The sequence below is a fragment of the Acinetobacter sp. NigerLNRRAM0016 genome (assembly GCF_054112845.1).
This window is the reverse complement of sequence record NZ_JBSYVT010000103.1, coordinates 1-887: the sequence shown is the minus strand read 5'-3', so window position 1 is coordinate 887 and position 887 is coordinate 1. Positions and strand designations below refer to the sequence as shown.

The window sequence follows — 887 nt, the reverse complement described above, 5'->3', positions numbered from 1 at the left end:
AATAGATTAACCTCAAACTTCTAATTCTTATAAATAATGAAAAACACCCAACTTATCTAGCACATCTAAAGACAATTGTTTACGTAGAGCAATATCATCACCAGCTTTCATTTGCATATTTAAAGCAAATGCCACCACTTGCCCATCTGCCTTTTCAACAAAACCCACATACCAACCCACTTGCGGGTCTACAGCCATTCCCCAGCCACTTTTAGCATATAGACGATTCTCCCCTCTGCGCTCTACATACAACATCTCTTTCACTTGTTGCTGAACTTCAGGTTTAAAAGGCAATTGCCCTTGGGCTAAATCATACACAAACTTTACTTCTTGTATAGGTGTAATTGTCAAAGGCCCTTTCAACCAAAATTGATCAACTTCCGTGCCTATTTGCATATTGCCATAACCAATACGTTGCAATTCACTTTGCATTAAGCTTGGACCAATACGACGTGCCAATTCTTGATATACAGGCACTGTAGATGCTTGCATGGCTTCGCCCAAAGTAAAATCTTTGTCCCATGCTTTAAAAAAACGTGGCTTTCCATCCCACTTAAATATTTCTGTAGATGTTGCTTTATGATTTTCTAAACCAATTAGTGCATTGGCAATTTTAAATGTAGATGCAGGAATATAAGCTGTTTTTGCTCGGTCTAAATGCGTGCCATATTTTTTAATATTTTGACCATCATATGTGACAAACACAGCATCAGCTGAGATTTCATTAAAAAGCGCTTGAACATTCTGATCGATGATTGAGTTATTCACTTGTGGAATTGTACTTGTTTTTGCTCGACTCATACTATGCTCAGCACAAGCCCCAATACTTATGCTTAAGCAAACTAAACTCAATATTTTTAATAATTTCATGATATACAACTTTAAAA

At 36.6% G+C, this 887-nt stretch carries 1 protein-coding gene; it reads right to left on the bottom strand.

What is annotated here, in order from left to right; all coding sequences use genetic code 11:
- Positions 1-27: 27 nt before the first annotated feature.
- Positions 28-870 carry a carbapenem-hydrolyzing class D beta-lactamase OXA-58 gene (locus tag ACWQ4X_RS19700; protein WP_002002480.1) on the bottom strand — a complete coding sequence of 281 codons (843 nt, stop codon included), beginning with the start codon at positions 868-870 and terminating at the stop codon, positions 28-30.
- Between the last annotated feature and the right edge of the window lie 17 nt (positions 871-887).

What these genes read in the sequence shown, in the direction of transcription:
- ACWQ4X_RS19700 (WP_002002480.1), bottom strand. Translation starts at nt 870, where the DNA reads ATGAAATTATTAAAAATATTGAGTTTAGTTTGCTTAAGCATAAGTATT.